We start from the raw sequence: 24,725 nt of genomic DNA on the forward strand, positions 1-24,725 counted from the left end.
TCTCAATATGCTGCTGTGCGAGCAAATTGCCAATGCCGCGAGAACCAGAGTGCAGCATCAGCCAAACAAAGTTTTCCGTATCAACGCAAACCTCAATAAAATGATTGCCACCACCGAGAGATCCCAATTGTTTTAAGGCTTTATTATCTTGGTGCTGCACGCCTTGATGAAGTTCCTTGAAATCGCTCCATTTTTGCCAGTTGGTGACAGATTTTTCCACTTCTTTGTTTTCAGCAAATCCGACGGGAATTGCTGCTTCGATATCGAGGCGAATTTGTTTGAGTTTGCCTTCTAATTTGTTGGCGGTGAAAGGCATTTTTACGGCAATTATCCCGCAGCCAATATCCACACCCACAGCCGCCGGAATAATCGCTTCTTTTGTGGCAATTACTGAACCGACTAAAGCACCTTTTCCTAAATGTACGTCGGGCATTAGTGCGACGTGTTTGAATACAAAGGGCAAAGATGCGACATTGGCGGCCATCTTGGTTTCTTTTTCGCCCAGGGCGTGATTTGCCCAAGATAGCACGGGTTTTGGGGTTGATATTTCTAATTTTTCGTAGGGCATTTTGGTTTAAGTTTGTTTTACCAGTTATTGCATACTACGCATCGTACTACAAAAAGTTTCGGATGTCAAACGCACCTGACCGACTAATTCTCGTAGGGTGCGTCAGTCGGGATTTTTTTGGGGAGTCAAAGAATATTGACTGATACTAAATCCGGGTTTGAGACCCCCTTTATTTTTTAGTCGGCGCAGGCAGACATCGTTTGACAAGACGCGGTTTCAACCGCCGGATCATCTTTTACAAATTCGCATTCTTTCGCCCCGCCTTCTGCACAGGAATAGCAACCGCCTGCGGTTTCTTCTTCCCTGCAAACATCCCGAAGAAATCGTGCAGCAAAATGTAAAAACACGGAATAATAAACAGCGTCAGCAGCGTTGCTAGCGACAAACCGGAAAACACCACAACCCCCAAAGGTTGCAGAAATTCCGAACCTTCTCCAATTCCCAAAGCTAGGGGAAACAAACCCAAAACTGTGGTGATAGTTGTCATCAAAATCGGACGCAAACGTTGAGGTGCAGCCCTGAGAATTGCTGTGGCGCGATCGACCTTTTCGTCTTCCCGAATTTGGTTCGCCAGTTCCACCATAATAATCGCATTGTTTACCACAATCCCCACCAGCAAAATCGCCCCCACAATCACCGTCGCGCCGATCGCAGTTTTAGTCGCGTACAGCCCCAAAATCCCCCCAGCCAAAGCCAGCGGCACCGTCAACATAATCACCAGCGGATCGACAAGCGAATTGTACTGCACCGCCATCACCACAAATACCAAAAACGCCGCCAACCCACCCAAAATCTTCAGCGAAGTTTGCAATTCCCGGTTAGTTTCCGCCGCCGCACTCGGAATAACTCGCACTCCCGGCGGCAATTTGAATTCCGCCAAAACAGCATCCACTTGTTTTAAAGCATCCCCCAAACTTGCGCCCTTGTTAAGATTCCCCGCAATCAAAAAAACTTGGCGCTGGTTGAGTCTTTGAATTTCTCCCGGTGCTTTTCCCACCTCAATACTCGCCACGTCGCCCAAGCGAATGCGAGCGTTATTCCTCGCAGTTAAAGGGATAAACTTGAGTTCAGAAATTGACTGGATAGAATTGCGATCGAACTGTACCCGCACATCAACCAAACGGTTTCCCCGCTGCAACTGCGTGGGAATAGCACCTTGAATTGCTGTCTGAATAGTTTCTCCAATTTCCCTCGCATTCAACCCGTAGATTTCCGCTTGTTCCCAATTGGGACGAATCTGCACTTCCGCTTGTGGCGGATCGGTATCCGGGCGAAAGCGGGCTAACTTTACCTTCTCTTCCAAAGTTTCCAAAATGTCGCGCCCTGTTTGCAGCAATAACTGCTCGTTTTCGCCCTGAAGCAGAACATCAACCTCCGCACCGCGCACCGGAGAATTAGTCAAAACTAAACCCCGCACATTTTCAGGAATCAGCCGCAGCCGAGTTCCTTTAGGAACCTTAACTTTCCTCAATTCTTGATTAACTTTTTCCACAAAAGCTAAGGTATCGGTGCCTGATTTTAGTGTGATATTGCTGCCGCCGCGCAGCAAATTCTCGATCGTATTAGTGCCGAACAACAGCCCGCCCACCGTAGTCAAAGTGTATTCAGTTTCCGGCTGACTGAGCATAATTTTATCAACTTCCGCCATCACTCTTTGATTGGTTTCCAAATTAGTACCTGCGGGAAACAAAGCAAATAACCTCGCTTGACCGGTACTAATTTGAGGTAAGATTTCCTGGGGAATTTGACCGGCCATCTGCCAACTGCCGCCGCCCAATATAACGATCGCCAGTACAACTACAATTACCCGCCACCGCACTACTCCTGATAAAAATTTCCCGTAGCCGGCGGTAGCATTGGTAAAAGCTCGGTTGAACGCTTGCAGCGGCCAAAAGTTGCTCAAACCGCTCGATACCGGCAATGCTAGCAGTCGAGAAGCCATCATCGGTACAACAGTCAATCCCACAATCAAAGACGCGGCGACGGAAAAAGTGATAGTGAGAATTAGCTCGTTAAACAGCAGGGAAACTAAGCCGCCGATCAGCAAAAATGGCAGTACCGCAACTAAGTTAGTAATCGTGGAGGCAAATAAAGCTGATTCTAATTCTTGACTGCTATTTTCTGCTTGCTGGATCAACTGTTTTTTAGTCGATCGCTGATTTTTATGATTGCTGGTTCCTTCGACAATATTTTCCAACATCACGATCGAGTTATCGACCACAATGCCCACACCTAGCGCCAAACCTCCTAAACTAAAAATATTCAAAGACAGGTGAAAAATCCCCATCAGGATAATCGCCATTAAAGTTGCGAGGGGAATTGCCACGACAATAATAAAAGTCTGGCGCAGGGAAGCGAGGAACAGCAAAACTGATGCGCCAGCTAAAGCAGCCCCAGTCAAACCTGAAAATAAGACGTTGCTGATAGAATCTCGGATGAATTTAGACTCATCTGAAGTAGTGACGATTGTGGTACTTTCTGTGATTAATCCTGATTCTTTTAATTCTGCGAGTTTCTTTTTGACGCCATCTACAACTACGATCGTGTTTGCGTCCGGCTGTTTTTGAATGCTGATTTTGACGGCGGATTTTTGATTGAGAAATACTTTAACTCGTTCTTCTTCTGTCCCGTCAATTACTTTGGCAAAATCTCGCAAAAAGACTCGTTTGGGCGGAGTGGAACCAGATATTTGAAAGGAAATTTCTTGGATTTCTTTGGCACTCCGAAATCGTCCGACGGTACGGGTTAAAGGTTCCGCCGATTCTTGTCGCAGCCGCCCGCCGGAAGTATCGAGATTGCGGGCTTCGAGGGCGTTTAAAACATCGGAAATACTAACGCCTAAAGATTGCAAGCGATTTAAATCAATATTTATTTGAATTTCTTCTTGTACGCCGCCGGCAACGTCAACTGATGCTACTCCGGGAATTACGTTTAATTCTCGGGATAATTCTTCGTCGGCAAATACGCGCAAATCAACTCCTTGCAGGGAGTTGGAAGTGAGGGCAAATTCGTAAACAGGCTGCTGGGAAGGGTCAGCTTTGAACAGCCGGGGGGCTTCCACATTGTCGGGAAGTCGGTTGCGGATGCGGTTGACGGCGGCGGTGGCATCGTTGAGGGCTTGGTCAATATTGCCCCCAGGCTTGAAGAATAAATCGACGCTGACTTGTCCTTCGCGGGTGCGGGAAAAAATTTGGATGACTCCTTCGGTGGCGGAAAGTCCTTGTTCGAGGGGGCGGGTAACTTCGTCAACGGCGACTTCTGGGGAGATTCCGGGGGCGTCTAGGCGCACGCCGATGCGGGGATAGGTGATGGAGGGTAGCAAGTCAACGGGCAGTTGGGTGATGTAGAAAAGGCCCACGACTATAATTGCCAGTGTCAGCATCAGGGTGCCGATGTGGCGGCGGATTGAGAGGCTGCTGATGCTGAATCCGGGTTTATCGGCGCTCATTTGATTTTAGGTTTTAGATTGGAATTTACTTCCGGTTGCACCGTCAGGTGACTGTTGACTGTTGACTGTTGACGGTTAAGAGGGCGGGCACGCACCATCCACCGCCCCTACTGTTGACTCGATTTTATTATTATTCCGATGCAACCGGAGAGGATATCAGTCAGCCTGCGAAGGAATGAGTCGGGGGATTGCAACCAAATTATTTGGATCGAGCTTTATTTTCGATCGGGAACGATCGAGTATTTAGACTTCGCATTTGGCCATTATAATAAATCTTAATAATCTTTTAATAAAAAAATTAAATATTTCTTGAGAGGTAGTCGATCGCCCGAAGATCGAGATTTGCTAAAGTTGCGATCGACTGACAACTAACAACTGTCAACTGATATCAAGTGCGATCGATTGACCGTAATATCCTGGCAAGGGCGGGTTTATGAGATGATTGGTTTTAGGCCAGAAGTGTTGGTAAATCCAGCCCTTGTATCTACAGTCTTATTCCTACTAATTAATGACCAATGACCAATGACCAATGACCAATAACCAATGACCAATGACCAATGACTACTGCACTTGACTGCCGTGGGTGCGGGGGTCGGAGCTACTTGTTTTCACTGGCCCTGTGGGGGGATTAAAATCAGAAACTTGACCTGTTGCTTGAGCGTGAGGCAGGGGTTGTCCGGCAATCAAAGCTTCTAAATTAGCTTCCATAATACTGCGCGGCATTTCGCCGATCGTTTCAGCAACTCTGCTACCTTTATCGTTCAAATAGACAAAGTGCGGTATGCCGTCTACTCGATATTTGGTGATTTCTGGCAGCCATTTAGTGTTGTCTACATTCAGCATGACAAAATTCATCGGTTCGGCATATTTTTGTTTGATGGCGCTCAAATCGCTGGCCATTGCCTGACAGCTACCGCACCAATCAGCATAAAATTCCATTAATGTCGGCTTGCCGTTTACTAAAGCTGTTTCCAGCGGTGCGGAGGCTTTTGCCATTTCGGTGAGACTGCTTGATGGTGTCTGAGTTCGCAATCCCAACAAGATAGATACTGACAGGGCGATCGCTGCTAAGACTATCAAGAAGTTTCTGACACGAGCGGCGGTGGTCGTGTCGGAATTTTTTGGTGCGTTGTCAGTAGTTGAGTTTGGGGAATTGAGACTCATAAAATAAAGGGCTATGTTATTTTTATGTTTTTTTAATAACCGCTTCAAATTTTACCACATTTTGAGATACTCGGCTAAATTTTAGATAAAATTTGCCTGATACGAATAATTAAACTAGGTGCGCTAAAACATAAGATAAGAAAGATTGTGTTTGTAGATTGCTGAGGTAAAAGTGAAAAAACGGGTAACGCTGACGTTTCCCCAACGATCGATCCAAATGCCTGTCACCTACCGACTGGCCAAGGATTTTAATGTTGCAGCCAACATTATCCGCGCTCAGGTGGCTCCGAACCAAGTGGGCAAACTGGTGCTAGAGTTATCGGGGGACATCGACCAACTAGAAGCGGCGATCGACTGGATGCGATCGCAAAATATCGGCGTTTCCCTCGCCAGCAGGGAAATCCTTATAGATGAAGATATCTGCGTTCACTGCGGCCTGTGCACGGGCGTATGTCCCACGCAAGCCTTGACCCTAGACCCAGAAAGCTTTAAATTAACTTTTGCTCGATCGCGCTGTATTGTTTGCGAGCAGTGCATCCCTACTTGTCCGGTGCAAGCTATTTCTACTAACCTCTAGACGGTGCAGGAATTTCTCGGCCTCAGTTGATTTGAGATTGAGGCATTGAAGATTTTCGATTTGAGATTTACTTGCAGCGCCGTGAATCTGGGATCTCGAACCAAAGTCTAAAATTTTGGAATCTACCGTCGGTGCTGTCGGGGGCTGCTGTTTTTGGGCTAGTTAATCTTTTTTTGCGTGGTTTCCCCAATCTTTCCATCACATGAAAAAAAACTCTTGGCTTTCTCTAACCCTACTTTTTGTTACCTATTTCATTTTGGGCTGGAAATTATCTGAGTTTGATGTTCCCCCGCACCTGAGTTGGTTTTTCGCCGTAACTGCTGTTTTCGTGTTAGCTATCGCTTTGTCGTTCCCGCTGAAAAACATAAAAAGATTTATTATGCGGTGGATTTCGAGTGATGCCGGAGCTTTTATTTCGATTATTGTAGGAGCTCTTTTAGCAGTTGTAGTTTTTACCTGGATGCACATTTTTGTGACTGGTTTAGTCTTAACTTCAGCAGGAGCTTTAGCAAGATTAGATATTCAATTGTTTGGTCACCAAAGATGGCGGACTTTTGCGATCTTAACTGCTGTTTCTATGAGTGGTTTGGGGTTGGGCGGGGGGATAGAATTTTTGGCAAAAACAGGCAAGCTCGTATTACCTTAAAGGGGGAAGGGGAAATTCACCCAACCAAATTCTACAATTGGCAGCGGATATTTAGCTGAAAACTATGCGATCGCCCTTGCAGAAATATAGCTCTGGTTTTTTCAATACCTCGCTCCCGGACAGATCGCCCCACCGGCGCAATTATAGCAGTTTTCCATCTTCGCGATGTTGTGTCCGGTCGGATCGCGCGTGGAGACTCGCATTCGGCACGCGCGATCCGTTTTTGTTACGATCGTGCGATCGCCCTAGGGTATCACGTACAGATGCTCTATGACCGATTTTTGCTCAATAAAAAAGCAGCTTTCGGGAGCTGCTCGTCAGAATGCATGAGGTATTATTTTTAGAATAGGACAAGTTGAAGTCGATCGATCTTGGGTTACATTTTTTGATACGGGAAAATTGATGAGTCAATGGACGATTGTGAAATCGTCACATAGGAGGATAGCATTGATGCTAAATTTTCCGATAATCAGGTTAGCGTTTAACTGTCCTTGCGCCCTACAGCCCCACTGCAGTAGGGCCACTTTATTTTTTGGCACAACTCACACCATTTTCGCATTCAAAATTGATAATGCGTGATGATATCAGGTTTTGAAGCTTGCATACAGTTGCATTCTTTTGGGAAACTCGTATTAGTGACATGACTTTAAGCCATCAGATGAGTTTGCCATGAGTTTTTGCACAAAGTCTCCCATCACCACATCCTCAAACCCATAAAAATTAAGCCCCACATCCGCTCAAATCCGCTTCATATCAATTCCGGTTGCACTCATACATGATGTTAACAGTTAACTGTGAACTGTTAACGGTTAACTGTCAACAGTCAACAGTGAATTTACTACTCCGATGAAGAGAGGATTTGATATCATTCCCAAACATTCTGCGGTTAAACGGACACAATCAGACAAAAATCAGTATTTGTACGGTATACAAAAGTCCTCAGAAACCTGATTGTTTTCCCATAAACCAGGTTTCTGAATGTATCAATTGATATCGGGGCTGGTTTCGGATTTAATAATTTTTTTGATTTCTTCGATCGCCCGACGCGCCACTTCTTGAGGCCTTTCGCCTCCGCTGGTACAAACTCGGACATCTGCTTGAGCGTAAAAACGCTTTCGTTCGTTGAAAAGGCTTTGCAGCTTAGATTTGAGATCGCCCTCCCGCAGTAGGGGTCTAGTGCTGTCCGATCGCAGTCGATCGCACAATTGGTCTACAGGCACATCCAGCCAAACCACGATACCGTAATGTAAATAACCCCAATTTGTCGATCGGGCCACAATACCGCCGCCCGTAGCAACCACGGAATTTTGATAAGCAGACAATTCGTTGAGCACCTTAGTTTCTAGTTCCCGAAAAGCCTCTTCCCCTTCGCGATCGAAAATCTCAGCAATTGACTGATTAGCAACTCGAACAATTAATTCATCAGTATCAAAAAAACGGTATTTTAATTCCCTTGCCAAAATCCGCCCCACCGTAGTTTTTCCCGCACCCATCATCCCGACGAGATAGACATTAACTCCCCTCAACAAATCCACCGCCAAATCCTCCCTCTTTTTATTTGACTATTTTTTCAAATTAATCGGCCCGCCGCTGGGTGGTGAGTCATCCTCAAATACATCATCCTCATCCAATCCCCAATCATCCTCTGATTCTGCACTAGGATTTTGAGGTAATTTCGCCTCACCCGATTGAAGTATGGTGTCTTGCGGTGGAACCACCACCCGATACTCTGCATCGTAAACAGACTCAGTTTGTCCCACCCCCGACTGGTTCGGATCTCGATAGCCGTAAGAATACACCGAGCCAGCCCAAGACTTGCTTTTCGGTTCCTGTTTCGTTTCGTAATCCCTCGGATTTGCCGGTGCAACGTCACTTACCTGCGGTCGATCGGAAAAATCGCGATCGTCCCCCCAATCATCATCGCTGCCGCCAGAGCCGGATTTAGAGCCATCAGAAACCCAATCATCCTCATCGTCTGTCGCCGGATAAGTCTCCGGTTCAGCGTAATTCTTTGCCCCAACTGGGTTCGGAGTTTCTTGCTGAAAAGTCCGGGCGCTGTAACCCGCCGGTGTCCCGTACTGAGTTCGATCGGAAGTTTGGCTATTTTCCGTATCAAAATCCGGGTCAATCTCCTGTTTTCTGGGAGGGGGAGGCGCGGCGTAAGCCGTTCTCCTGTCTGCTGAGACAGCATCGCGGCTGGGAATGTCGCGGCCGGTGCGGTTTTCCCTTTGAGATAGGTAATTGGAAAAAGCCAGCATACCAGAAATCAATAAAGACGTGACAGCACCCGCCCCCATACCGAGCAAAATCCAGATAGATAAAGGCAATGCGGGCGATCGAATTCCCAGAAATACCAGCGATAAAACCGGCTCCACATTTTGCAAGGCAAAAATAGTTAGCCCTACGACAATTACTAGCAATAATATAGGACGCATATCAATAATATTGGTTATTGGGAATTGGTTATTGGGAATTGGTTATTGGTTATTGGTTATTGGTTATTGGTTATTGGTTATTGGTTATTGGTTAGTGGTTGTTGGTTATTGGTTGTTGGTTATTGGTTAGTGGTTATTGGTTAGTGGTTAGTGGTTATTGGTTATTGGTTAGTGGTTAGTGATTAGTGGTTATTGGTTATTGGTTGTTGGTTAGTGGTTGTTGGTTGTTGGTTGTTGGTTAGTGATTAGTGGTTATTGGTTAGTGATTAGTGGTTATTGGTTATGGGGAATTGGGAATTGGGAATTGACCAATGACTAATGACTAATGACTAATGACTACTAACAACTAACAACTAACAACTGAGGGCGGGCACGGGGGCACCGCCCCTACCAACTGCCAACTAACAACTGACAACTGACAACTAACAACTGACTAATCTTCTTCCTTCCAGCGTTTGAGAGGAACGCAATCAATTCCTAACTGATCTAAAGCGCGAGCAACCACAAAGTCTACCAAATCTTCAATAGTTTGAGGATTGTGATACCAAGCAGGAATCGCTGGCACAATTCTAGCCCCTGCTTCGGCTAAAGTAGTCAAATTCCGCAGGTGAATCAAGCTAAAAGGCGTTTCTCTAGGTACAAGTACCAATTTTCTCCCTTCCTTAAGCTGAACGTCGGCCGCTCTTTCGAGCAAATCCGAGCTCAATCCGGCCGCTAACTTGCCTAGTGTACTCATGCTACAGGGAATAATTATCATTCCTTGGGTGCGAAAGGAGCCGCTAGCAATATTAGCACCAACATCTTGCCACGGATGGCAGCGAAGTTTACCAGAATTGGGTACTCCTGCTTTTTCCCGCCAGAATTCTTCTTGAAGTGTCGGTTCTGCGGGCATTCGGATGTTCTGTTCGCTTTGCCAAACCATGTAGGTAGATTTTGATGCTACCAGTTCCACGGCGCGATCGGCTTCCAACATATATTTAAGAGTTCGCACCGCGTAAATCAGTCCCGATGCTCCAGTCACTCCTACAATTAGAGGTTGGGCGGGGACTGAAACAGAATTAGTCATGGGCAATTATCCAGGAATAAGCTCACTAATTATATCGCGATCGAATAACCCCCATGCTGTCGGCTCGATATTACTTATCTACTTCTTCCTTCTTGCTTCTCTTTTCTTCCTTCGCGTGCTTCGTGTCTTCGCGGTTCAACAATACTAATTCTTCCAGCACAAAAGCACTAAAGTTAGCAATGTCGCCTTACTCCTGAATATTTTTTGGCTTAATTTTATCTACAATCAACCACAAGCCATATCCAGCCAGCAGACAGATGATTGGCATAATAGCAAGGCGAAACCTATGGCTGCCAACTATCCCACCTGATACAGTCAGGAAGTAGACAGCGACGCTGACAAGCGTAATCATTGACCAATTATTCAGGAATCTCTTTGATAGTAATGCTATAGCTGCACTTAAAAGATATACGCCTGAGAATAATGACAGGCTTAAATTAGTCCAAAATATGATAGAGCTGTATCGATCGAGATTTTGATATGAAGGAGTGATCGATCGATCGAACCGCCCCACGAATAATGGTACATATCGGTTGGCTGGGGTCTGAACTAAAGTCGCGAACATTCCTTTTAAATGGATTATTGAGTAAGTGAAAGGCTGACTCAAAATCATCTTTTTTCCTTCTTTACCCATGTAACGGTAAATTTTAGCCTGACTCCACTCTCGCTGTTCAGGATGAAGCATAAAATATTTCTCGTGTTTAGTACACCCCAATTGTTCGTGGCTATCTTCAAACTCTATTCTTTTTTGATCGGCGATTAAAGCAGCTCCATTATAGCAATATAAGTTGTAATCAGAAACAGCAGCAAATCCAGAATATCCTGCTTTTACATAGTTTCTAATTTGCCAAATACCAACGCTACCCATCGACACGATCAAAAAAATACAGGTATGAATAATTAAAAGTTTCCTTGCCTGCATTTTTTTTAAATTCCAGACTAGGAGGATAGCAGTTATCAGAAAAGGCAAATAATATCCGATAGGTCTGACATAAATAGATGCTGCTAAAGTCATAGCTGCCAAAGCCAGGTGTTTTCCTGACTTATTCTTGAAGTATTCTAACAGCAGCTTCAAAAACAAAGTTAATAAAGTTGTATGTAAAGTCTCAGACATTAAAAAAGCTGACCTGAGTATTGGTAAGGGTTCAATGGCATATAGTAAAGCACATACAATGGCAATTTCATCTTTTTCAAAGAGGAGTAAAGCAATTTTGTATATCAGATATACAGTCAAACAATCTAGAATTATTTGAATAAAAACAGTCACATTTTCCACATAGCCTAGTAATATTCCGGGGATTAGTAGTAAAGGATAGCCAGGAGTGCGAAATAGTTCTGGTTGATTATCAATGTTTAAAAACTGACCGAATTCTATGAGCTTATTTGCAGGGATTATGAAGGACAATGTATCACCTCGATTAAACATTTCTAAATTTTGGGTAATACTCAAAGCTAAAACAGGCAGTAACAATCTCATCAATAATGCGACTAACAGCAATGAAAAAATGGTAAATTCAGGCCTGAATTTTTTGGTATTTTTTATCATCTTAACAATTACCTATTTTCAATTGTAAAATTATGGTACGCGGTCTATTAAACATTAAAGTTATTAGCTATATATCTCCTTACTCATGAATATTTCTTGGCTTAATTTTATCTACAATCAACCACAAGCCATATCCAGCCAGCAGACAGATTATTGGCATAATGGCAAGGCGAAACCTATAGCCACCTGCAACGCCCCCGGATACGGCAAGGAAGTATATAGCAATGCTAACCAGAGTTATCATTGCCCTATTTTTTAGGAAATTACTAGATAGTAAGGCTGCGGTAACACCTAGCAGATAAACTCCTGATATTAATAACAAACTTAAGTCAGAAAAAAAGACTAGAGGCGAAAGGCGAACATTACTAAATATTGCTCTCCAACTTGTTTGACCCGTTAAAACTTTAGGAATTTGAGAGGAAGGAATTAGAGCAGGATTACGTTGCCGAGTGAAACGTTTTAGGTACAGCTTTGCAGGTGTCTCAATCAAGGTTCTAATAGTGCCTTCTAAATGAACAATTGAGGCATCCCAAGTATTGCTCATAATCATTTTCTTTCCTTCTTTCCCCATGTAGCGATAAATTTCTCTCTGACTCCATGTTTGCTGTTCGGGATGAAATTTTAAATACTTTGCGGGATTATTACATCCAAGCTGTTCAGACATCTCTTCAAAAGTTATTTTGTTTTGTTTGGCAATTACAGATGCCCCGTTATAGCAATATAGATTGTAATCAGAAACAGCCGCAAATCCCGAATATCCAGTTTTTACATAGTTCCTGACTTGCCAAATACCAACGCTACCCATCGCGACTAGAAAGAAAACGCAAGCATGAATCATCAAAATCTTATTTTTCTGAATCTTTGTCAAGCTACCCATCAATAAGATAGCAGCGATAAGCAAAGGTAAATAATACCCTATAGGTCTGACATATATAGATGCAGCCAAGGTAATTGCTGCACATAGTAAATATTTCCACGACTTTTCAGTCAAGTATTTTATCAGTAGATAAATGAATAAGGTGATTAAGGCCGTAAACAGAGTTTCAGGCATCAGCAGCGTCAGCCATAGTATAGATACTGGTTCAACTGCATACAGCAAGGCACAAAAAGTTGCAATTTTGCTTTTACCCCACATAGCCAAGGCAATTTTATATATTAGAAATATCGTGAAGCAACTCAGCATTATTTGAATGAAGATTGCCACAAGTTCTTGCTGACCTAATAAAATTCCTGGTATCAATAATAGTGGATAGCCCGGAGTGCGGAAAATTTCAGGCTGTACACCAGTTACAAATTGACCGGCCTCTATTAACTTTCTGGCTGTTATCAGGTATGATTCGGTATCTAGAGTGTAGGCTCCTGAAGTGTGATTAATAGCAAGAACCACAATTGTTAATAAACACCTCAGCAAAAAAGCTATTGTTAGCACTCCCCAGATTGTCAAATTAAAGCCATATATTTTTGTATTTTTCATCTGTTTAATCCTCATTGAAAGCAATAAATACTCTGTTAATACTGCATATTTGATCGGGACTTACGCAGGGGTAGTCAGAAACCGGGTTTTTTACCGAATCTGTAGGTTATAACGAAGTATTGTCGTAAAAAACCCGGTTTCTCAGTCCCAATGCGTCCAGGACTATTTGATATTGAAATTACCAGCTACAATCTATTCTTTGATATTCGTTGCTTCAACAAATGTATGATTTTCTGTCGCCTACCAACACCAGCTAGCCTAGCGGGAGTAGTCGCAGCATCAACACTCGCTTCTTCGACATATTCACTGTCAGAATTGACCTCCCAAAGGTCATGTTTACCTGGGTTCAATACATTCTGGGCAGCTAAAATTCCCATCAGCAAACTGTGGTCTTGGTTGTTATACTTAAAAGCACCGTAACGACCCACAACTTGCAAATTCTCAAATTGCTTGATATAAGTTTGAATTTCTGATAAAATGTGTTTGTAATTGCCTGCATAAATAGGGTAAGTACGTGGCAAGCGCACGACAAAACCTCCCGCAACCTTCTCATCGCGAAGCAGCCCAATTTTTCTCAATTCTTGTTCTGCCAAACTCAAAAGTTCAGCTTCCGGCTGCCGCCACATCGGTTCGTCGAGGTTACACCAATATTCGCAGCATAAAGGCGTTTGGTGCTGGTTTGGCAGCATTTGGGGCGACCAATTGGCAAAATTAGTTACCCTCCCGACGCTGACACTGGGCTCGTTGATATAAAGCCAGTTGTCAGGGAATAACTGGCTGCCTTCAATTATTAGATAAACGAGAATTGTGTTGCGAAACTTGAGCGATCGCGCCAATGATAAGATTTCCTTACGGGGGGGGGTGAAATCATTTGTTCTACTAATGTATTCAGCGGCACTGAGGAAATCACTGCACTACAGCCAACCGTTGACTCTACTCCGGTTTGACGATTTCTCAGAGTGAGTTGAGTGACGCGGCTGTTGTGCTCGTGCACCCGCACTACTTCTGTATTCAGGAGAATTTCCTGATTTTTTTCCAGTAGATAGTCGCTGATTTTGTCGTATAATTGCCCTGAGCCTAAACGGGGAAATTGAAATTGATCGATTAGGCTTTTAACTTTGCCATCACTACCAAAAAAAGCGGTGCGAAGTGCTTTTAGCAGCGAAAGTCCTTTAATCCGCTGGGCGGCCCATTCAGCACTAATTTCAGTGCAGGGAATTCCCCAAAGTTTTTCTGTATAAGCTTCAAAAAATATCTCAAATAAACGCTTACCAAATTTAGCTGTAACCCATTCTGAAAAGTTTTTTGGGTGGCGGTTGGGTAACAGTTTTGCTGCTAAATAAGAAAAAAAGATGCGTACATTTTCAACTATACCGAGAGCAAATAAGACTTCTAAGGCTTTGAGGGGATAGCTAAAGTATTTGCCGTTATAGTAAATGCGGGTAAGGCGGCTGACTGTGACTTGTTCGGTGTCCAAAACTTCGTTCCAGAGTTTGAGGACGGGGGGAATCTTAGTGTAAAAGCGGTGGGGGCCGAGGTCGAGAATAAATCCTTGGTACTTGATGCTTTTAGCGAGTCCGCCAACTTGCGATTCTCGCTCGACGACGACAACTGTTTGACCTTGCTGTGTTAGCGTATAAGCGGCAGCTAGACCGGCTGGCCCAGCCCCAAGTATGTATATTGGGGACACGTTTTGCTGTTGATGAAGTTTTTATAACTAACGTTTTAGAGTAGCACAGTTTGTCAATAAAACAACCGATTTATCCTAATTTTAGAGCCGATCGAGCTTATGCAGATTTTCTAAGTATAGTTGGGTTTCGCTATCGCTCTACCCAACCTACAAAATAAAAAGGGTTAACAGTCAACAGTCAACCGTCAACAGTCAACCGTCAACAGTCAACAATCAACTGACTAATCATCATCATCAAAAGCTTGACTGCCGCCGCCGACTGCAACTAAATCAATTTGCTGGCGGTAATAGTCAACGCTTTTGACTTGGACTTCCACCCGATCGCCCAAACGGTACTGATTGCGGTTTTTCCGGCCCACCAGAGTTTGCTGGCGCGATCGGTATTCGTACCAATCATCCTTCAGCGAAGAAACGTGCACCAATCCTTCCACTCGCAACAGTTCGCTATCGGTCGGCCGCACCTCAATTTCCACAAAGAAACCATAGGATTGTACACCCGTAATCAAACCCTGGAAAGTTTGCCCGGTGCGCTCTTTCATCAATCCGGTTTTCTTCAACCCCTGCAAATCGCTTTCGGCATCTTCCGCAACCCTTTCGCGTTCCGTCAGGTGTACCACGGATGCTGCAAACTCTGTCTCAAATTCGTGGTGCAAGTCTGGGGGGAGGACATTCCAAGTAATTTGACCGTGACAGGAGGAATGGTGCAGGTTGACTTTTTCCTTGGCGCGAGTTGTGCGGCTGCTGCGGCCTTGCTCGAACACCGCTTGCAACACCCGCAGCACCAATAAATCGGCGTAGCGGGAAAGCGGTGAGGTGCAGCGCGTGTAACCGTCTTGCAGCGCTAAACCGAAGTGCGGCTTGGGAGTTGTGCTGTACACTGCAGGCTTCATGGTGTCTTCCAGCAGGTAGGTGAGAACTCTTTCGGACTTGAGCCCGGCAAACTGCTGGGTAAATCGCTGGAAGTCGAAGGGCAGAACTTCTTCTTCGCTTTCGAGATACAGTTCGCCTCCGAGGTTGTTGGAGAGTTTGATGAACTCTTGGATGTCTGCGGGGTCTGGCATCGGCTGGACGCGATAGATTGCTGGGACTCCCAAGGCTTGCAGGTGCGCGGCTACAGCTTCGTTGGCGAGTACCACCAACTCGGAGACCGCCGACTGGGCGGGGGTAGCCGTTGTAAAAGCTCCTAATTCGCCTTCGTCGTCGAAGTGAGAGTTGGCGTCGGGCAAATTTAGTTCAAATGCTCCCCGCTTGAGTCTCGCTTGTCTGGCAGCCCGTGAGGCTGCCCAGATTTGATCTAGGAAAGGACGGAGGGCGGAGGATAAAGGGTTATCTTCGGCATCGGAGTCTGATTCGATAATTGCTTGAGCTTGTTCGTAGCTGAGCTGGTAGTCAATGTGAATGACGCTGGTTTGAATTTCGTATTCTGTGAGTTCTCCCGATTCGTCTAGGGTCAGCAGTATGCTGAAGGCCAGCCGTTCGGTGTCTGGTTGCAGCGAGCAGCGATCGTTGAGGATTTGTGGCTGTACGGGGATGATTTTTTCTCCGAGATGGGCGCTGGTGCCTCGTTTGCGGGCTTCGCGGTCTAGGGGGGTTTCTGGCTGCACGTACTCGGCTGCGTCGGCGATGTGGATTGCTACTTGCCAGCCGCCGGACTTGAGGGTTTCGATCGACAGTGCGCGTTCGATTGGCGGATCGCACAAAAATGAGGTCGGGTCGAATTCGTTTAAGAGCTCGTTTTCGGCTGTTCCCTCGGAGAAATTTTCCTCTGGAACTTGAGGGGCTTCGTTTTCGGTGTTGGTTTCTCCCTCTTCGTTTTTGCTAAAGGTTACTGTCAGGCTGTTCCGCAAATCTAACCGTTTTTTGATGTCGGTTTTTTTGAGTTTGCTGGGCAAGTTTTCGGCTGCTTTGATGACGGCGGCGGGGAAGGAACGCGGCAAGTCGTGCTTGCAGCACACGATGTCGAGGTCGTCTGCTGCTTCGGCGTCGGAACCGAGTACCTGTACTACTTTGCCGACTGGCCGGTGGGTGCCGAGGGGGTAGCGTTTGACTTCGACGTGTACTAAATGGTCGATCGCCTCTTGCAGGTTTGTGCCGTTGGCGAGCAAGTCGAGTTCAAACAACAGGCGATCGTCCAGGGGAATTGCTCTGTAGCTGACGCGGCCGGTGGGGGTGCCGGTTTGCTTGACTCGCGCCAGTACCGAGGGGTTGGCGCGTTCGAGGATCAGCATGACTTCGCCTTCGGGCGATCGGCGGCGGCTGCCTTCTTTGATGATTTTGACTAATACTCGATCGCCGTTCCAAGCTGTCGAGAGGTGACTTTCTCGCACGTAAACGTCTTCTGAGCCTTCGGCATCTTGAATTGCGAAACAAAATCCTTTGCTCGAACAGCGGAGTTTTGCTTCTACTACGTCGTCTTCAGCTACTCGGCGGTAGCGGCCTTTGTCTTTGACTAATATGCCAATTTTCTCTAGAGCTTCTAATGCGATTTGAAGTTTGAGTTGACTGGTGGCGTCGTTGCAATCGAGTTTTTTCTCTAATGCTTTGGGAGCCACTAATTTGTCTTCTGTAAAATTTGCCAGCAGTGCAGCGATAGAAAATTCCATGTAGCGATCGATCCTCTTTTTTCCAGCAATTAGTCTAATTTTGGCAAATCAGCCGCCGCCCCCTTTTTCGCCTTCGCAGTGCTTGCTTCCTACTACAAATACGCGGGTTAGTAGGTGGAAATGCCAGCACAGTCGGTGCTACCCCTGTGCAGGAAATTTTTCAGATTTTTTCCCGACACTGACGATAGTGCTAATTGTCTGCTGTCTGTCTGCAACTGACGAATGGCGGTGCAGACAACTGCTTTGCACCCTATTCCCCAATACAGTTTTTTAGCCTTGGTTTCTTTGCTTTTGGCTGTTAGCGCCGAGCTCTTCGCGAAGTCAGAAAGCCCCTGTCGGTTCTTAAAAGATGGCTCGATGCTGAAAGCGACGGGTTGAATCGGGGACGAGCAGATGGAGATGTGGAGAGGGAGAAAATTTGCATTTCTGTCTCTTGCATTTTTCCTTCTGCCTTTTTCCTGCTTTCTTCTTGCTTTTGAAGTGACTCTTGCCTTGTGCTAAAACCAAAGAATTTACCCGCTCCCGGCAAAATTGCTAGTAGCTAGCGGTAAGAAATGCCTCTGTTTTTTTGCAGGCGGTCTAATTGCCGACAGAGGTGCAGCGAGCGAGTCGGCAGCAATCTGTGCTGTAGAAAGTGCAAGGTACACAAAACCGGAGACTTTACTACTTTTGCCTAGTTGCTGTGTCATTTCCTGTAGGTAGAAATGACCCCTCGGTGCTTGTTAGCTTAAACCGCCGGATGTGGGATAGGGTTTTTCGGTCAAAGGTGGCGCGGTTGATTCACCTTACATTTATTGTATGTTGAATATGTATTTTCCGAAAATTGTTTTCTCTCGGCTGCTTTTGACGGTAATTTTGGGGATTTTTGGGATTTAACAGGACGATCGAGCAACGACTCGCTTTCTGTTGCCCGCCCTGCGGTTTTGCATAAATGTTGAAGAATCAAGCAACTAACGCCCGGTTCTGTACTAAACTGAAGTCATCAGCCCCTTTTGGTTTCGGGGTAAAAAAATTATGTTTGCTCAATTTCGCGCCCTTTATCCCGCTGGACAGTTAATCTGTGAGTTGCTGACCGTTCATCACGGCAAGTTTGTGGTTCGCTGTCTGGTTCAGGTTGACGGCAAAACTCTCGCTACTGGTATGTCGGCTGCTGAGTCTGTTGAGGATGCTGAAGACCGCGCCCGATCGCGATCGATCGCCGTCCTCGGATTGTCCGATACCCCTCCTGTCGCCGTTCCCGTTTCTGGATCTCCGCCTCCGCCTCCGCCTCCGGTTGTCTCCGCGCCTCCGCCTCCGGTTCCTCAGTCCCTTGCTCCTCTTCCTGTTTTAGAAATGCCTGTTGCCGAAAAAGTTGACTTACCACATCAAAGCAATTTTGTCAATACTGAATCTAAATTAAATGAAGAGCCGATCGCACCTGTACCGGAACCGCAGCCGCCTGCGGTCGATCGAGTTCCGGCGGCTGGATTTGTACCGAAGCAGATAGATTCGGATGCTTGGCTTTCTTCCAGCTACGGCGAACCGATCGAAGAACTGGAGGTGCCGAAGATCGGGCAAAGCGAACTGCCGCAGGGTGCTGCTGAAATCAGGGAATTGCAACCGATCGCGGTGGGAATTCCCAGTGATGCGATCGAGGACGATTCTGATACGATCGCCAACATAGACGGCATCCTCAAACGCCAGGGATGGAATAAAAAAACGGAAACCGACTGTCTCCAACAACTTTATGACAAGTCGTCGCAGAGAGAGCTTTCTAGCGAACAGTTGGCAGATTTTTTAGAATATCTGGAAATTTACAGCAGAACCACTGAGGAAATCAAGCGGTTAAGCTGGACTGCCAGCCAAGGAAAAGATTATCTCAAACAAGCTTATGGCAAAGCAGCGCGGCATTTATTAAACCCAGAACAACTGCTCGACTTCCTGCAATATCTCGAATCTTTACCGTAGGAATTCGGAAACTAAACAAGGCGCTGGAGGCTATTAGATTAAAGAAACCGGGTTTTTGACAGATATTAAGGTTGAGAACCAAAGATTTGGGTACAAAACCCGGTTTCGACGCACCCGTTGATCCAGGATTAAAGAAACCGGGTTTTTGACAGATATTAAGGTTGAGAACCAAAGATTTGGGTAAAAAACCCGGTTTCGACGCACCCGTTTATCCAGAATTAAAAAGGTACTTTTGAACGTTAAAAATTAAAAATCAAAAATGCAGAATATTTCCCATTTTTGATTGTTAACTTGCAAGTTATACCAATTTTTTATGAGGCTGCATAGAATCTGATCCCCCCTAACCCCCCTTACTAAGGGGGGGACAAGATTCTTCTCAAAGTCCCCCTTCTTAAGGGGGATGCGAGGGGGATCGAAATATATGCAACTTCACATTAACTTGCAAGTTACGCCACAGCAGCGATCGGGCGGCTGGCCGAAGGACGGCGATCGATCACTTGATCCACCAAACCATAGTCCTTAGCTTCATCGGCGGACATGAAGAAATCCCGTTCCGTATCTTCTTCAATGCGCGAAAGCGGCTGACCGGTATGATCTGCCAAAAATTGATTCAGGCGCTGTTTGTGGTACAAAATCTCTTTTGCCTGAATTTCAATATCCGTTGCTTGTCCTTGAGCTCCACCGAGAGGTTGGTGGATCATAATCCGGGAGTGAGGCAAGCTCATCCGCTTGCCTTTAGCGCCGGCACTCAACAGAAAAGCGCCCATGCTGGCTGCCAAACCGAGACAAATGGTGCAAATGTCGGGGCGGATGTGGTTCATTGTGTCAAAAATGCCCATACCTGCTGATACCGAACCCCCAGGGGAGTTGATATAGAGGTAAATGTCTTTCTCTGGATCTTCTGCGTCTAAAAATAGCAATTGGGCAACGATCAAGTTGGCTAAGTCGGAGTCAACCTGTTGGCCCAAGAAGATGATGCGATCGCGCAGGAGTCGCGAGTAAATGTCAAAGGCGCGTTCGCCGCGACCGGATTGTTCTATAACTGTTGGGATCATTGACTGGGCCTGCCTGTTACGTATCTTTTTTTTATTTTAGCGATTCGGGCTCATTTATAGCGAGCGGTTGACAGGGGGGCGATCGAGAAATCGGCAAAATCCTCGATCGGGGCGGGGTTGAGGCATTTGGGCCGTCATAATTTCTCAATTCGAGAACAGAAATCGAAATCAGTAGAGGTTTGAGGTCAAATCTGCAACGCACTTGTGATAACGCAAATTAACGGTAGCATCAAATAAAAAAATTTAGCCTTGATTATGACCACACCCGCTGAATGGCATAGGAATCAAAAGCCACATCACGACTAATCAAAATAAGAGAATGATTCATCGCCTGTGCCACCAGAATACGATCGAACGGATCTCGATGATGCAGGGGAATTGAGAGATAAGTAATTGCATCCTCAAAAGAAATGGGTAGTTCCTCAATGCCCAAATTTATCATGTTTAATCTGATAGTTTCAAAAGTAGTCATCAGCGTTAATTTGCCAATGTTAACCTTAATCGAAATCTCCCAAAGTGAAGCCATACTGACGAATACAGATTCAGCCTCCTCTATTTGTGTCTTTGTCGTCTCTGGTAATCGGGAATCTTTATTCAGAAACCAGAGTAAGGCATGGGTGTCTAACAGCATAGATGAAATTAATTACATATACTCTTTCAGGTCTTCAAGCGGCTCATCGAAATCATCTGCCATGATAATCAGACCTTCCATTGTTCCCGCAACACGACGCTTTTTTGGTGGTTTTTCTTGTGTAGATTTTTTAGCGTACTTTTCAATCAAAAACTCGATATAATGAAGCACCTCTGTCTGAAAAGATTCTGGTAGTTCTTCTAATTTTTCTAAAATTACTGGCTGTATCATTGTTTCTTCTCCTTTATACCATCCACGTTATGAACTGCCAACTTTAATAAACGTATTATAGCAAAAAGCTTTTGACTGTCAACTCGCGGTTCCTGACAACTTACCAACTAATCCACTTGTTTAACAAGCCACAATTTAAATTTTGATCGCCCAACCTCGGCGGTACATTCCATACAAAATCAACCACCAACACAATACCGCTGTCACGGCAAATGCTAGAGAACCGTTCAGCAGCCCAGCCCACGGCACAAACCAGTTTTCGTAAATCCAAGTGTAAGTTGTCGGAGGATTTTCGCCGCTACCGATATGAGTTTTTAATAAAAGTCTGGCGACAATCCCGGAAGCAACAAACAGGAAAATTGCATTCACTCCCATGATTTCAAACGGTCGCCCCCATTTCCAATTCCGCACTTCTATTGTTTCGTAGCAAACTGCTAGCAATAACAAAGCCCAACCTGCGGTAAAAACCACATAGGAACTCGTCCACAGTTGTTTGTTGATTGGAAATAAAAATCCCCAAAAACGGCCGATTACTAGACAACTTAGGCCGCATATTGCTAAGTTGACACTGGTGCGGGTTTCGATCGGCTGTACGCGCAACCATTCTCCCGTAAAATAGCCGATGAGAACTGTTACAACTGCGGGTAAGGTGCTCAACAATCCTTCAGGATCGAAGGGGCCGCCTTTGTACAGGTGTTGGCTGCCGAGAATTAGCCGATCGACATATCCTCCTAAATTTCCTTCTGGCGTGAGTTCGCCGGCACTGTACCCCCCTACAGCGCCTGCAGTTAGTGCAGCCCAATAGCCCAAAAGTACCGCAACAGCGAGCAGTTTTTGATTGCGGGGGGAAAGGTTGAGAATGGCGATCGCACTGATGAAATATGCTAAGCCGATGCGCTGCAATACTCCCATGATGCGGATTTTACAGAAGTTTTCCACTGGGGCGCTGTTGAGAAGTACGTCAAGGGCGATCGACGATGTATTTAGCAGCAATCCTAATATAAACAGAATTGCCGATCGGCGCCCAATTCGCCAGTAGATATTTGTTTCTATTTTTGTAGTAGTTTGAGTATATTTAGACAGCGAGAAAGACATCGCGCAGCCCACGATGAACAGGAAAAACGGAAATATTAAGTCTGTGGGAGTGCAGCCGTGCCATTCTGCGTGTTCTAGCGGCCAGTAAATGTGTTTCCAACTGCCGGGATTGTTGACTAGAATCATTGAGGCGATCGCAATTCCGCGAAAAACATCAAGGGATTTTAAGCGCATAAATTAAGTTATTTGTTCACCGTTCACGGTTCACTGTTGACTGTTGACTGTTGACTGTTCACTGTTGGCTGTTCACAATCTTAGCTGATGCCCCATGCCCCATGCCCTATGCCCTATGCCCAATTCCCTAAATTTCAATTCCTTCCAGAGTCAGAATGACTGCATTCTTCATCAACATATCGCAGCGTTCTGCATAAAACTGTGCAGCCTTATCATACTTGTTGACTTGCAAGACGCGCAAAAACATTTGCCTTGCTTGCGCGAATTGCTGCTGGTAGTGAAAAAAAATACCCTGTTCAAAATCAGTTTGGGTTTGTCCTTTTAGTTCGATCATCGTATCCGAGTCGCCGTCGTAAATTTCAAATACAGCAACAGGTGTTTGTTTTCCTTTGACTTGAACGCGATCGAGAAACCGGCACTTATAATTTTGCGGATCGTCTATTCGACAAAGAGTTTGGACGCTAGCGACAATACTGACTCCGTAAAGCTTTGTCAATCCTTCCACCCGCGCTGCTAAATTCACAGCATCAGAAATTACCGTACTTTCCATCCGTTCCGCTTCGCCAATAGTACCCAACATTAAAGTTCCCGTATGCAAACCTATTCCTATCGAAATAGGTTGATAGCCGCTATTTTGCCTGTGTCTGTTATAAATTTTAACTTGCTGCTGCATCTCAATTGCTGCCTGCACCGCATCTTCAGCACAGTTAGGAAACAGCGCCATAATTCCGTCACCAATGTATTTATCTATAAAGCCGTTGTACTGGCGGATAACTGGCCCAACTCGGCTCAAATAAGAGTTGAGAAACTCAAAATTTTCTCTAGGAGACATACTTTCTGATAGACTTGTAAATGAACGAATATCCGCAAACATAATCGTCATTTCCGCCTGTACAGAGTCTCCCAATCTGGCATCAACAATGCTTTCAATTTTGAGAAACTTTAAAAATTCGCGGGGAACAAAGCGGGCCGAAGCTATTGCAATCTTTTCAAGTTCGCTTTTGCTGGCTTCGATTTGAGTCAGGGCGCGAAATGCTCTCAGCGCTGTTACTACCGTGGTAAATAACTTTTTGTTTGTGAGTTCTGTTTTAGTCTTGTAATCATTAATATCGTAGCTGACAATTACAACATCTTCCGGCACTTGTCCCGGCTGTCCGGTACGCAAAATAATCCGCACTATTTTATTGTCTAAAATATCGCGGATGTATTTTACAACTTCCAAGCCTGCCTCTTCTGTTTCCATCACTACATCCAGTAAAATTAATGCTACATCTGGATGAGCTTGGATCATTTCTTTGGCTTCTTTACCAGAAAAAGCGCTGATAAATGTGAGGGATTTGTTTTCAAATGTAAATTCATTTAAAGCTAGCTTTGTAATATTGTGAATTTCTATTTCATCGTCTACAATTAAAATTTTCCAACTGTCTGGTATCGGTTGTTCTTGAACCTCGTCTTCTTCCGCAAATATTAATTCATCGTCGCCCAACACTATTAATTCGTCATCGTTCGCAGCGAACAGTTTTTTACTAGCTTCTGACATTAATTACTCTCCTAAATAAAATTGTATTAAAACTCGTGGTATAATAACTAATTACTAATTTTAGCTGGAAACTCCATCATAAATCTTGTACCTTTGTTCAATTGACTTTCGCAGGTAATTGTACCTTTGAGTTTTTGCGTAACTAGGTTGTAAATAATGTGCAGTCCCAATCCTGTGCCGCCCTTACCTCTTTTGGTGGTAAAAAATGGTTCAAAGATTTTACTGAGATTTTCTGGGGAAACTCCTTTGCCGTTATCTGCATATTCAAATATTAGCCGATCGCCCTCTAGTTTGAAATCAAAAGCCAGAATCCCTTCGTCTTCTGCATCGTAAGCGTGAACTAGGGAATTAAACACCAGATTTGTCACAATTTGAGACAGCACGCCCGGGTAACTGTCCAGTACAATATTTTCATCGCACCTAATCTCTATTTTGTGTTTGGTTTGTCTTAGTTTGGCGGTTAAAGATGTCAAAATCTCTTCTAGATAGTTTTTCACATTAAAGGTGCGTTTTAATTCGCTCGACTGATCTACAGCCACTTCTTTGAAACTGTGAATCAAGTCAGCCGCCCGCGTCAGGTTTGATAAGATCATATTACTGCTTTGCACGGCGGTATCCAGGAACTTTTCTAGCTCGGAACGTTTAATTTGCCCCTTGCTGTAAAGCTCAAAAAATTTCGTGACTTTTTCCGCCAACAAAGAAGCGGCGGTGATGCCGATGCCGATGGGAGTATTGATTTCGTGGGCAACACCTGCAACCAACCCCCCAAGGGCGGCCATTTTTTCCGATTCAACCAACTTATTTTGGGCAGACTTTAAGTCTTCTAAAGTTTGCG

At 45.1% G+C, this 24,725-nt stretch carries 20 protein-coding genes; 3 read left to right on the forward strand and 17 right to left on the reverse strand.

Annotated elements, in window-relative coordinates; genetic code table 11:
• The 3 genes from WBA89_RS19445 to WBA89_RS19455 form a co-directional block, all read right to left on the reverse strand.
• The coding region (locus WBA89_RS19445) for an RtcB family protein (RefSeq protein ID WP_424408841.1) at nt 1–568 on the reverse strand (568 nt) is incomplete at its 3' end.
• 235 nt (nt 569–803) lie between these two features.
• Nucleotides 804–4,016: an efflux RND transporter permease subunit gene (locus WBA89_RS19450; RefSeq protein WP_424408842.1), complete on the reverse strand. Its 3,213-nt coding sequence runs from the start codon at nt 4,014–4,016 to the stop codon at nt 804–806.
• Nucleotides 4,017–4,577: 561 nt separating this feature from the next.
• A complete protein-coding gene (locus tag WBA89_RS19455; protein ID WP_424408843.1) occupies nt 4,578–5,180 on the reverse strand; it encodes a thioredoxin family protein in 603 nt (200 codons plus the stop codon).
• A 172-nt stretch (nt 5,181–5,352) separates the two neighbouring features.
• On the opposite strand from WBA89_RS19455, the gene WBA89_RS19460 reads away from it, so the two are divergent.
• Nucleotides 5,353–5,757, forward strand: a complete 405-nt coding sequence (locus tag WBA89_RS19460) for an NIL domain-containing protein (protein ID WP_193976335.1) — start codon at nt 5,353–5,355, stop codon at nt 5,755–5,757.
• Between the two features lie 202 nt (nt 5,758–5,959).
• Nucleotides 5,960–6,403 carry a hypothetical protein gene (locus WBA89_RS19465; RefSeq protein WP_424408844.1) on the forward strand — a complete coding sequence of 148 codons (444 nt, stop codon included), beginning with the start codon at nt 5,960–5,962 and terminating at the stop codon, nt 6,401–6,403.
• A 983-nt stretch (nt 6,404–7,386) separates the two neighbouring features.
• On the opposite strand, the gene WBA89_RS19470 is transcribed toward WBA89_RS19465, so the two are convergent.
• The 8 genes from WBA89_RS19470 to WBA89_RS19505 all read right to left on the reverse strand — a co-directional run bounded on the left by WBA89_RS19470 (nt 7,387) and on the right by WBA89_RS19505 (nt 17,217).
• A complete protein-coding gene (locus tag WBA89_RS19470) occupies nt 7,387–7,938 on the reverse strand; it encodes a shikimate kinase (RefSeq protein WP_424408845.1) in 552 nt (183 codons plus the stop codon).
• A gap of 27 nt (nt 7,939–7,965) precedes the next feature.
• Nucleotides 7,966–8,838 carry a LapA family protein gene (locus WBA89_RS19475; RefSeq protein WP_424408846.1) on the reverse strand — a complete coding sequence of 291 codons (873 nt, stop codon included), beginning with the start codon at nt 8,836–8,838 and terminating at the stop codon, nt 7,966–7,968.
• Between the two features lie 433 nt (nt 8,839–9,271).
• Entirely contained in the window at nt 9,272–9,904 is a 633-nt protein-coding gene (locus tag WBA89_RS19480; protein ID WP_424408847.1) for a flavin prenyltransferase UbiX, read from the reverse strand.
• A gap of 187 nt (nt 9,905–10,091) precedes the next feature.
• A complete protein-coding gene (locus WBA89_RS19485; protein ID WP_424408848.1) occupies nt 10,092–11,450 on the reverse strand; it encodes a glycosyltransferase family 39 protein in 1,359 nt (452 codons plus the stop codon).
• Between the two features lie 79 nt (nt 11,451–11,529).
• Nucleotides 11,530–12,924, reverse strand: a complete 1,395-nt coding sequence (locus WBA89_RS19490; protein WP_424408849.1) for an ArnT family glycosyltransferase — start codon at nt 12,922–12,924, stop codon at nt 11,530–11,532.
• A 185-nt stretch (nt 12,925–13,109) separates the two neighbouring features.
• Nucleotides 13,110–13,760 (reverse strand): hypothetical protein, encoded by a 651-nt coding sequence (locus WBA89_RS19495; protein WP_333195363.1) that lies wholly within the window; start codon nt 13,758–13,760, stop codon nt 13,110–13,112.
• Nucleotides 13,715–14,614, reverse strand: a complete 900-nt coding sequence (locus tag WBA89_RS19500; protein ID WP_424408850.1) for an FAD-dependent oxidoreductase — start codon at nt 14,612–14,614, stop codon at nt 13,715–13,717. Before WBA89_RS19500 ends, WBA89_RS19495 begins: the two co-directional genes overlap by 46 nt.
• Before the next feature lie 221 nt (nt 14,615–14,835).
• Nucleotides 14,836–17,217: a ribonuclease R family protein gene (locus WBA89_RS19505; protein ID WP_424408851.1), complete on the reverse strand. Its 2,382-nt coding sequence runs from the start codon at nt 17,215–17,217 to the stop codon at nt 14,836–14,838.
• Between the two features lie 1,014 nt (nt 17,218–18,231).
• Here WBA89_RS19505 and WBA89_RS19510 point away from each other — a divergent pair.
• On the forward strand, nt 18,232–19,164 hold the full coding sequence (locus WBA89_RS19510) for a hypothetical protein (protein ID WP_424408852.1): 933 nt from the start codon (nt 18,232–18,234) through the stop codon (nt 19,162–19,164).
• A 446-nt stretch (nt 19,165–19,610) separates the two neighbouring features.
• On the opposite strand, the gene clpP is transcribed toward WBA89_RS19510, so the two are convergent.
• From clpP to WBA89_RS19540, 6 genes are all read right to left on the reverse strand, one after another.
• Nucleotides 19,611–20,243 carry an ATP-dependent Clp endopeptidase proteolytic subunit ClpP gene (clpP, locus tag WBA89_RS19515; RefSeq protein WP_424408858.1) on the reverse strand — a complete coding sequence of 211 codons (633 nt, stop codon included), beginning with the start codon at nt 20,241–20,243 and terminating at the stop codon, nt 19,611–19,613.
• A gap of 229 nt (nt 20,244–20,472) precedes the next feature.
• On the reverse strand, nt 20,473–20,850 hold the full coding sequence (locus WBA89_RS19520) for a type II toxin-antitoxin system VapC family toxin (RefSeq protein ID WP_424408853.1): 378 nt from the start codon (nt 20,848–20,850) through the stop codon (nt 20,473–20,475).
• Between the two features lie 12 nt (nt 20,851–20,862).
• Nucleotides 20,863–21,081 carry a type II toxin-antitoxin system VapB family antitoxin gene (gene vapB / locus WBA89_RS19525; RefSeq protein WP_424408854.1) on the reverse strand — a complete coding sequence of 73 codons (219 nt, stop codon included), beginning with the start codon at nt 21,079–21,081 and terminating at the stop codon, nt 20,863–20,865.
• 135 nt (nt 21,082–21,216) lie between these two features.
• Nucleotides 21,217–22,350, reverse strand: coding sequence for an acyltransferase family protein (locus tag WBA89_RS19530; RefSeq protein WP_424408855.1), 1,134 nt, complete (start codon nt 22,348–22,350; stop codon nt 21,217–21,219).
• Nucleotides 22,351–22,477: 127 nt separating this feature from the next.
• Entirely contained in the window at nt 22,478–23,890 is a 1,413-nt protein-coding gene (locus WBA89_RS19535) for an adenylate/guanylate cyclase domain-containing protein (RefSeq protein WP_424408856.1), read from the reverse strand.
• 47 nt (nt 23,891–23,937) lie between these two features.
• Nucleotides 23,938–24,725 (reverse strand): sensor histidine kinase (locus tag WBA89_RS19540; protein ID WP_424408857.1); only part of this gene is annotated, 788 nt, incomplete at its 5' end.

The sequence above is a fragment of the Microcoleus sp. genome (assembly GCF_049646505.1).
Taxonomy (GTDB): Bacteria; Cyanobacteriota; Cyanobacteriia; order Cyanobacteriales; family Microcoleaceae; genus Microcoleus.

Excerpts from the sequence above, each read along its gene's own strand:
- WBA89_RS19450 (WP_424408842.1), bottom strand. The coding sequence starts at position 4,016 with ATGAGCGCCGATAAACCCGGATTCAGCATCAGCAGCCTCTCAATCCGC.
- WBA89_RS19455 (WP_424408843.1), bottom strand. The coding sequence starts at position 5,180 with ATGAGTCTCAATTCCCCAAACTCAACTACTGACAACGCACCAAAAAAT.
- WBA89_RS19465 (WP_424408844.1), top strand. The coding sequence starts at position 5,960 with ATGAAAAAAAACTCTTGGCTTTCTCTAACCCTACTTTTTGTTACCTAT.
- WBA89_RS19475 (WP_424408846.1), bottom strand. The coding sequence starts at position 8,838 with ATGCGTCCTATATTATTGCTAGTAATTGTCGTAGGGCTAACTATTTTT.
- WBA89_RS19480 (WP_424408847.1), bottom strand. The coding sequence starts at position 9,904 with ATGACTAATTCTGTTTCAGTCCCCGCCCAACCTCTAATTGTAGGAGTG.
- WBA89_RS19485 (WP_424408848.1), bottom strand. The coding sequence starts at position 11,450 with ATGATAAAAAATACCAAAAAATTCAGGCCTGAATTTACCATTTTTTCA.
- WBA89_RS19490 (WP_424408849.1), bottom strand. The coding sequence starts at position 12,924 with ATGAAAAATACAAAAATATATGGCTTTAATTTGACAATCTGGGGAGTG.
- WBA89_RS19505 (WP_424408851.1), bottom strand. The coding sequence starts at position 17,217 with ATGGAATTTTCTATCGCTGCACTGCTGGCAAATTTTACAGAAGACAAA.
- WBA89_RS19510 (WP_424408852.1), top strand. The coding sequence starts at position 18,232 with ATGTTTGCTCAATTTCGCGCCCTTTATCCCGCTGGACAGTTAATCTGT.
- WBA89_RS19520 (WP_424408853.1), bottom strand. The coding sequence starts at position 20,850 with ATGCTGTTAGACACCCATGCCTTACTCTGGTTTCTGAATAAAGATTCC.
- vapB (WP_424408854.1), bottom strand. The coding sequence starts at position 21,081 with ATGATACAGCCAGTAATTTTAGAAAAATTAGAAGAACTACCAGAATCT.
- WBA89_RS19530 (WP_424408855.1), bottom strand. The coding sequence starts at position 22,350 with ATGCGCTTAAAATCCCTTGATGTTTTTCGCGGAATTGCGATCGCCTCA.
- WBA89_RS19535 (WP_424408856.1), bottom strand. The coding sequence starts at position 23,890 with ATGTCAGAAGCTAGTAAAAAACTGTTCGCTGCGAACGATGACGAATTA.